The organism is Pseudomonadota bacterium, assembly GCA_023229365.1.
Classification (GTDB): domain Bacteria; phylum Myxococcota_A; class Polyangia; order JAAYKL01; family JAAYKL01; genus JALNZK01.
In genome coordinates this window covers 1-8,137 of the sequence record JALNZK010000180.1, presented here as the reverse complement: position 1 = coordinate 8,137, position 8,137 = coordinate 1, and the positions used below count along the sequence as shown (strand labels likewise).

The window sequence follows — 8,137 nt, the reverse complement described above, 5'->3', positions numbered from 1 at the left end:
GCTCCAGGAGCGGCTCGCGAAGCTCGTCGGCGGCGTGGCGGTGCTCAAGGTCGGCGCCGCGACCGAGACCGAGATGAAGGAGAAGAAGGCCCGCGTCGAGGACGCGCTGAACGCGACGCGCGCGGCCGTCGAGGAGGGGATCGTCCCCGGCGGCGGCGTGGCGCTCCTGCGCTCCATGGGTCGGCTCGACAAGATCGACGTGCTCGACGAGGAGAAGGTCGGCGTCGACATCGTGCGCAAGGCGCTCGAGGAGCCGATGCGGCAGATCGCGGCGAACGCGGGCGTCGAGGGCTCGATCGTCGTGCAGCGGGTCGCCGAGGGCAAGGGCGCGTTCGGTTACAACGCCGCGACCGACACCTACGAGGATCTGCTCAAGGCGGGCATCGCCGACCCGACCAAGGTCGTGCGCACCGCGCTGCAGAACGCCGCGTCCGTGTCCGGGCTCATGATCACCACCGAGGCGATGATCGCCGAGAAGCCGAAGAAGGAAGCCGGCGGCATGCCGGGCGGCGGCATGGGCGGCGGCATGGGCGGCATGGGCGGCATGGGCGGCATGGACGACATGATGTAGGCCGCGCGCCCCACCTCGACCCGACCTCCCACACGACAATCTCCCGGCGTGGACAAAGCGGGCGCCCTGTTGTACATTTCAATTGTACCAAGGAGCCGCCATGATAGAAACCACCGTCTCCGATCTGCGCAAGAACCTGCAGCGTTACCTCGCCCGGGTCGCCCACGGCGAGGAGGTGCGCATCACCAAGCGCGGGCAGGTCATCGCCCGCGTCGTCGGCTGCGCGGACGCGGCGACCGAGGCGCGTGAGGAGCTCAAGGCCCTGCGGGAGGTGGCGGTGATAGGCGACATCACCTCACCCGTCGCGGAGGAATGGAGCGCGGATGCTCCTCTTTGACACCTGCGCGCTGATCTTCGACGCGCTCGAGCCGAAGCGGCTCTCCGCGAAGACCCGCGCCCGCATCGAGCGCGAGGCGGCACAAGGCGCGATCGCCATCAGCGACATCTCGCTGTGGGAGGTGGCGATGCTCGTCGGGCGCGGCCGCCTCGATCCGGGCTGCGACGCGGCGACCTTCTGCCGCTTGGCGCTGCGCGCGCGCAACATCGCGGTGCTCCCGATCACCGTGGAGATCGCGGCGCTCTCCGTCTCGCTCGCGATCCACGGCGATCCCGCAGATCGGTTGATCGCCGCGACGGCGATGGAGCACCGCGCGACGCTCGTCACGACCGACCAGCTCCTGCTCGCGTGCGCCGCTGTCAGCACCCTGAAGTAGCGGAGCGCAGCCTCTCCAGCCTGTCCAGCACGAGCTCGAGCTCCGGCGGGAGCGGGACGACGACCTCGACGATCTCGCCGCTCGGCGCCGGGAAGCGCAGCCGCTCGAGGTGCAGGAACAGCCGGTCGAGCGCGGCGCGCTCGATCATCCACCTGTTGGCGCGCGGATCGCCGTGCCGCTCGTCGCCGAGGATCGGGTGGCCGATCCGCTCGAGGTGGCGCCTGATCTGGTGGCGCTCGCCGGTCTCGGGGAGCGCCCGCACGAGCCCATAGCCGCCGACCACCGCCTCGCGCCTGTAGCGCGTCCGCTCCTCGCCGCCGCCGAGCTCGCGGGTCGCGCGGGTCGCGACCTTCCCCTTGCCGCGCGGCACGCCCCGCACGAGCGCGAGGTACTCCTTCTCCACCTCGCCGCGGGAGAACGCGCCGCCGATCCGCCCGAGCTCCCGGCCGCGGGCGAATAGCACCGGTCCCGACGCCCCGACGTCGAGCCTATGCGCCGGGCTCCACGCGTCGTCGCCCTCAGCGCGCCGCACGAGCCCCGTCAGCGAAGGGGCGTTGCCCTCTTGCGGCGTGGTGGGCAGGATCCACGGCTTCTCGACCGCGATGAGATCCCCGCCGCGCCAGAAGATCCGCGGCGAGAACGCGCCCGGCTCGCGCACGAGCAGCGCCGCGGCCTCCACCCGGTCCGAGAGCGCGAACAGATCCACGGGCGCGATCTCCGCGCAGACGAGGTCGAACGGCGCGAGCGCCGCGAGATCGCGCGCCAGCGTCTCCGGATCGCACGAGGCGTACGCCACCCGCCGCGCGCCGGAGCCGCCGATCGCCTCGATCGTCCGCGCGTCCAGGCCGCGGCGCGGCGGATCGGCGATCACCGCGTCCGGCGCCAGATCGCGCAGCCGCTCGGCGAACCGTTCGGACGGGAGCGGCTCGACCTCGAGCCCGACGCCCGAGAGCGCGGCGCTGGCCGCCGCGTCGTCCGCCGCCTCCCGCACGCTCTCGACCGCGACGACCCGCGCGGCGAGGTCGGCGAGGCAGATGCCGAACGCGCCGACGCCCGCGAAGAGATCGACCAGCGTCCGCATCGGCGCGAGCGGTGCGAGGAAGCCGCGCACGATCCGGTGCAGCTCCTCGGCCGCGGCCGGATCGGCCTGGAAGAACGAGCCCGGGGAGAGCCGGAAGCGGCGCCCGGCGAGACGCTCCTCGAGCTGCGGCTCCCCAACGAGGCAGGCGGTGCGGCCGGCGACGGCGCGGGGGGTGGGCGCGTCGACGCTGCGCCGCAAGCTCACGCCGCGCACCTCGGGGCGGCGCTCGAGGAGCCGCGCCGCGAGCGCGCGCAGGCCATCCTCGTCGACGACCGGGCCTCGCGAAACGAGGGTGACGTGCACCAGCCCGGTCGATCTCGAGGCGCGCAGATCGACGTGGCCGATCGGCGGCGCGAACCCGACGAGCAGCTCGCGCAGCGCCGCGGCCACCGCGAGGAGCGGGGCCGCGACGACCTGGCACTCCGGGAGATCGAGCAGCTCGTGGCTCCCGGGCGCGTAGAGGCCGATCCGCACGCGGCCGTCGGCGCCGACCGCGACCGGCGCCTTGACGCGGGTGCGGTGCCCGGTGCGCGACGGCGCGGCGACGCACGCGGACGGCGCGACCCCGGAGAGCGCCGGGAACCGCGATACCGCCTCGGCCACCCGCTCGCGCTTCAAGCGCAGCGACTCCTCGTAGGGCAGCGCGAGGTGCGGGCAGCCGCCGCACGGCGGCGCGTGGGGGCACAGCGTCATCGACACACCTTACCCCAAGTTGGGTGTATAACGGAGACACCACTCGCAACGTGGACGCGCAAAGGAGGGGGAAGATGATCTCGAGGCATGCGGCGCTCTGGCTCGCGGCGCTCGCGCTTGCGGCGTGCGGCAACTCGGCGCCGGGGGACGGGAGCGGCGGCACGGACACGGACGCCGACACCGACACCGACACGGACGGCGACTCGGACTCCGATTCCGATTCCGATTCCGACTCGGACTCGGACGGCGACTCGGACTGTGGCGAGCCGGTGCTCCACGCCGTGCTCCGCGACTTCTCGATCGACCACCCGGACTTCGAGGACTACCTGACGGGGCTCGTGACCGGCATCGTCGAGGACGAGCTCGGCGAGGACGGCAAGCCGGCCTACGCCTCGGGCGGCGCGACGGTCGCCACGACCGGACCCGCGGAGTTCGCGCAGTGGTACGCGACGATCGAGGGCACGAACTACGAGTTCGCGGAGGACATCCCGCTCACGGACAACGGCGACGGCACCTGGACGTACAACGACCAGGAGTTCTTCCCGATTGGCCCGGAGGAGGGGTTCGGCGCCGAGGCGGCCGGCTACCCGGACTTCAACTTCTTCTTCACGACCGAGGTGCACACGACGTTCGTCTACCAGGGCGGCGAGGTCTTCACCTTCACGGGCGACGACGATCTGTGGACGTTCATCAACGGGCACCTCGTCATCGACCTCGGCGGCGTGCACAGCGCCGAGACGGGCTCGGTCACGCTCGACGACGTGGCCGGGGAGATCGGCCTCGAGATCGGCGACACCTACCCGATGGACATCTTCCACGCCGAGCGCCACACCGTGGCGTCGACCTTCCGCATCGACACGACGATCGACTGCTTCGATCCGATCGTGGAGTAGAAGGCGCACCATGACGAAGCCGCTCCGCGTCAGCATCACGTACTGCACCGCCTGAAGCTACGAGCCCCGCGCCGCCGGTCTGGCGGCAGAGCTGGAGAAGCGCTTCGACGCGAGGGTCGAGCTCGTCAAGGGCTCGGGCGGAATCTTCGACGTCTTCATCGACGGCGCGCGGATCTTTTCCAAGCACGACGTCGGCCGCTTCCCGGAGCCGGGCGAGATCGAGAAGCTGATCGGCCGCCTCTAGCCGGGCGACGGCCCGCGCAGCTTTACAGCCCGCGGCCGCGATGCTCTACTTTCGGGCATGCCGCTCCCGAGAATCCGGGCCGGCGCCGCCGCCGGGACGATGGTCGCGCTCGGTCCTTTCATGGTGCTGTGCGCCGTCGCGCTGCACGATCCCGAGTACGCGACCCGCGAGGGCGCCGCGGTCACCTGGTGGCTCGTCGCGTCGATCGCCTGCGGCGCCGCGGCCGTCGCCGGCGGCCTCCTGCTCCGGCGCGCCCGGCGGCCCGGTCGGATCCTCTCGGCGCTCGCCGTGCTCGGCTTCGTGGGGGGCGCGGTGCCCGCGCGCGCGCACAGGCCCGCGCTCGCCCTGGCGATCCTCCTGCCGGCCTTCGCGGCGATCCTGCGCTTCGCGGGCCCGCTGCGCGCGCTCGACGATTCCGCGCCGGCGGCCGACACCGATCCCGCCGGCCGACGCGGGGCGGCCGCGGCGTCGAGCGCGATGGCGCTCTTCGCTTGGCTCCTCGTCGCCGTCGTCCAGGCGGCCCGCGGCTCCCTCGCCGTGGGGCTGGCGGTAGGCGCGTTCGCCGCGGCCGCGTTGTACGGCACGGTGTGGCTCGCCACGGACGCGCGCCCCGGCCGGCTCCGGCGCCTCGTGCCGCTCGCGATCCTGACAGCCTCCGTCGGCCTCGCGCTGCTCGCGCGCCGAAGCCCGTCCCTGGCCCTGACCTGCCTCGTGCCGCTGCCGATCGCGATCCTCGTCGTCGCCCGCGGCGCGGTCAGGCGCGCTTCGACCGGGCTGGCGGCGGTGGCCAGCCTGTGGGACGCGGTCTCGGATCACCCGGCCCGGCTCCTCATCTTCACGTTCGCCGTCCTCATCGCGGCGGGCGCCGTGGCGCTCTCGCTGCCGTTGTGCGCCGCCGGGGGCGCGGCCGTCCCGTTCATCGACGCGACGTTCACGGCCGTGAGCGCGACCTGCGTCACCGGCCTCACCGTGGTCGACACCGCGACCGCGTTCTCGAGGGCGGGGCAGGTCGTGATCCTCCTCCTGGTCCAGCTCGGCGGGCTCGGCATCATGACGTTCTACACCGCCGCGCTCGCCCTGCTCGGCCGCCGCCTGGCGCTCAAGCAGGAGGTCGCGGTGGCGAGCATGCTCGGGGACGACAGTCGCGACTTCCGCAGCTCCCTGCGGCAGGTGTTCCTGGTGACGTTCGCCTTCGAGCTCCTCGGCGCCGCGGTTCTCACGGGCGTGTTCCACTTCGACGGGGCCCCGCTCGGCGCCGCCGCCTTCCGCGGCGTCTTCACCGCGATCTCGGCGTTCTGCAACGCCGGGTTCACGCTCGCGACCGACAGCCTGGTCGCCTACCGGGGCTCCCCGCTCGTGCTGCACGCGGTCGCCGCGCTGATCATCGCGGGCGGCCTCGGGCCGGCCGTGATCGTGGCCGTGCCGTCGATCGCGAGGCGGCGGCGCGTGCCGCTCCAGACCAAGGTGGTCGTGGCCACGACCGCGTCGCTGCTCGCCTTGGGCACGGTGCTCTACGCGGCGCTCGAGTGGGGCGGCTCGCTCGCCGGTCTTCCGTTCTTCGATCGCCTGCACAACGCCTGGTTCCAGTCGGCGGCAAACCGCACGGCGGGCTTCAACTCGGTGGACATGACGGCCATGGGGCCGGCGACCGTGACGACCGCCATCGTCATGATGTTCATCGGCGGCAGCCCGGGCTCCACGGCGGGCGGCATGAAGACCACGACAACGGCGCTCCTGATCGCCGCCGTGCGCGCCGCCCTGCGCGGCCGCCCCGAGGTCATGCTCTTCAAGCGGACCGTGCCGCACCTGGCCGTGCACAAGGCCGCGGCGATCGGCGCCCTGTACTCGGGCGCGGCGATCGTGGCGATCGTCGCCCTCCAGCTCACGCAGCGGATGGAGCCGATGACCGCCGTGTTCGAGGCGGTGTCGGCGCTCGGCACGGTGGGGCTGTCGATAGGCGGCACCGCACAGCTGGACGGCATCGGCAAGATCATCATCATGACGTGCATGTTCCTCGGCCGCCTGGGCCCGCTCACGCTGTTCATGCTGCTCTCGGATCGGCAGGTGCAGGGGCGCATCGGGCTGCCGGAGGAAAACGTGGCCACGGGCTAGCCCGAGGGCGCGGGATCGGAGGAGGCGTATGCAGGTGCTCATCGTCGGGTTGGGTCAGTTCGGGACGTCGCTCGCGCGCGCGCTCGCCGATCGCAAGATCGAGGTGCTCGCGGCGGACGCGAGCGCGGATCGGGTGCAGGCCGCGTCGGCGTTCGTCACCGACGCCCTGTGCTTCGACGCCATGGACCAGAAGGCGCTCGCCGCGGTGAGCCCCGAGAAGCGCGACGTCTGCGTCTGCGCCATGGGACCGGAGGCGCGCGAGGCCTCGATCGTGGTCACCGCGCTCCTGCGGCAGATGGGCGCGCCGCGCGTCGTGGCGCGGGCGGCGGACGAGATCCACGAGCGGATCCTGCGCCTCGTCGGCGCCCACGAGGTGGTCAACCCGGACCGCGCGTTCGGAGAGCAGTTCGCGAGCCACCTGCTCCTGCGCAGCGTGATCGCCCAGGTGCCGCTCGGCGACGACCTGATGCTCACCGAGCTCGCGGCGCCGTCGCCGGTGGTGGGCCGGACGCTGAAGGAGCTCGCGCTGCCCACGCGGCACGGGATCACGGTGGTCGCGCTCCGGCGCGGCGATCCGCAGGGCCGGCGGACGATGCTCCCGGATCCGACCTCCCCGATCGCGGCGGACGACGTCCTCGTCGTCGTCTCCCCGGCCGAGGCGGTGGAGCGCTGGATGAAGGGGCTGGGACGATGAGCGTGCGCGGGGAGCTCAAGCTGGCGGTCTTCGCCCTCGTCGCGATCCAGATCGTCATGGCGTTCGGCGCGATCGCGCTGCTCGGCAGCCACGCGGGCGGGGCGGTGGCCGAGGCGGGCGCGTGGGCGATGGTGCTGCTCGCGCTGGTGGGTCTCGGCGCGAGCGCCGTGATCCTGAAGCGGCTCATGGCGCGCGTCGCCGCGCCGCTCGATCGCATCGACGAGGCGATCACCGGCTTCGGCCGCGGGGACGGCTTCCGGCGCCCGCGGCTCGATCCGGCGCCCACGGAGCTCGGCAGGATCGCGTCCTCGATCTCGGCGATCATGGACTCGCGCGCCGGCGCCGAGGGGAATCCGCGCGAGATCGCGGCCGCGGACCGGGCCGCCCTCCTGCACTTCCTCGACGGCCTCGCGGCGCCCGCGGTCGTGGTGAACCGCCGGGGGTCGCCGACCGCGGCGAGCGCGTCGGCCCTGGCGCGGCTCGAGGCGGATCCGATGGGCGCCCTGAAGCGGGCGCTCGAGGCCGCCGCGTTGTCCGGGCGGCCCGCGGCCGGCGTCGCGAGCGTCACGCCGATCTCCGGCGGAACCCTGTTCCTGTGTGCTCTGAGCTAGGTCCGAATCGAGGTTGGGATGAGAGCGGCCCGCGAGGGCCAGGGACGACTAGCGGTAGCCGCCGCCGCCACGACCGCCGCCGAACCCGCCGCGGCCGCCGCCGCCGCCGCCCTCGCGGGCGCGGGCCTCGTTCACGTTGAGCGTGCGGCCTTCCATCTGGTGGTTCTCCAGGCCCTGGATCGCCTTGCGAGCATCCGCGTCCGCCATCTCGACGAAGGCGAAGCCGCGCGGCCTGCCGGTCTCACGGTCGGTGATCACGTTGGCGGAGTCGACCTCGCCGTACGGCGCGAACATCTCACGCAGCTTGGCCTCATCGACGCTGAACGGCAGGTTTCCTACGAAAATCTTCATCTGACTCTTCCTTTTTTCCCGAGAATTCTAGAACACTTTGGAGTCACCGCGAGTGCCCGGGGTCGATTCGCACGGACTCTGCACACCGCGGGGAACATCCAGGCGGGGCGCATATTGCATAGCTCCTTTGGAACCTCGTGGCCAGTTATTTTTTTTTAATAGGCCACTTCGCCC

The 8,137-nt window shown here is 72.5% G+C and carries 10 protein-coding genes; 8 read left to right on the top strand and 2 right to left on the bottom strand.

All coding sequences use genetic code 11. The features are described from left to right. From groEL to M0R80_29965, 3 genes are all read left to right on the top strand, one after another. A partial coding sequence (groEL, locus tag M0R80_29975) for a chaperonin GroEL (protein ID MCK9463867.1) occupies positions 1-571 on the top strand: 571 nt, incomplete at its 5' end. 100 nt (positions 572-671) lie between these two features. Then, positions 672-908: a type II toxin-antitoxin system prevent-host-death family antitoxin gene (locus M0R80_29970; protein MCK9463866.1), complete on the top strand. Its 237-nt coding sequence runs from the start codon at positions 672-674 to the stop codon at positions 906-908. Next, positions 895-1,284, top strand: coding sequence for a type II toxin-antitoxin system VapC family toxin (locus tag M0R80_29965; GenBank protein ID MCK9463865.1), 390 nt, complete (start codon positions 895-897; stop codon positions 1,282-1,284). The genes M0R80_29970 and M0R80_29965 overlap by 14 nt, the downstream gene beginning before the upstream one ends. Here M0R80_29965 and M0R80_29960 read toward each other — a convergent pair. Then, the gene (locus M0R80_29960) at positions 1,268-3,058 is read right to left on the bottom strand and encodes a pseudouridine synthase (GenBank protein ID MCK9463864.1); all 1,791 of its coding nucleotides are present in this window, start codon (positions 3,056-3,058) and stop codon (positions 1,268-1,270) included. The genes M0R80_29965 and M0R80_29960 overlap by 17 nt on opposite strands. A 74-nt stretch (positions 3,059-3,132) precedes the next feature. Between M0R80_29960 and M0R80_29955 the strand changes: the two genes are divergently transcribed. From M0R80_29955 to M0R80_29935, 5 genes are all read left to right on the top strand, one after another. Continuing rightward, complete coding sequence (locus M0R80_29955; GenBank protein MCK9463863.1) at positions 3,133-3,951, top strand: fibro-slime domain-containing protein; 819 nt, start codon at positions 3,133-3,135, stop codon at positions 3,949-3,951. 91 nt (positions 3,952-4,042) lie between these two features. Continuing rightward, entirely contained in the window at positions 4,043-4,195 is a 153-nt protein-coding gene (locus M0R80_29950) for an Rdx family protein (protein ID MCK9463862.1), read from the top strand. Positions 4,196-4,252: 57 nt separating this feature from the next. Next, positions 4,253-6,307 (top strand): potassium transporter TrkH, encoded by a 2,055-nt coding sequence (locus M0R80_29945; protein ID MCK9463861.1) that lies wholly within the window; start codon positions 4,253-4,255, stop codon positions 6,305-6,307. 28 nt (positions 6,308-6,335) lie between these two features. After that, on the top strand, positions 6,336-7,001 hold the full coding sequence (locus M0R80_29940; protein ID MCK9463860.1) for a TrkA family potassium uptake protein: 666 nt from the start codon (positions 6,336-6,338) through the stop codon (positions 6,999-7,001). After that, complete coding sequence (locus M0R80_29935; protein MCK9463859.1) at positions 6,998-7,612, top strand: hypothetical protein; 615 nt, start codon at positions 6,998-7,000, stop codon at positions 7,610-7,612. Before M0R80_29940 ends, M0R80_29935 begins: the two co-directional genes overlap by 4 nt. Before the next feature lie 48 nt (positions 7,613-7,660). Here the strand turns inward: M0R80_29935 and M0R80_29930 are convergent, their stop codons facing one another. Further along, positions 7,661-7,963, bottom strand: a complete 303-nt coding sequence (locus M0R80_29930) for an RNA-binding protein (protein MCK9463858.1) — start codon at positions 7,961-7,963, stop codon at positions 7,661-7,663. Positions 7,964-8,137: the final 174 nt, after the last annotated feature.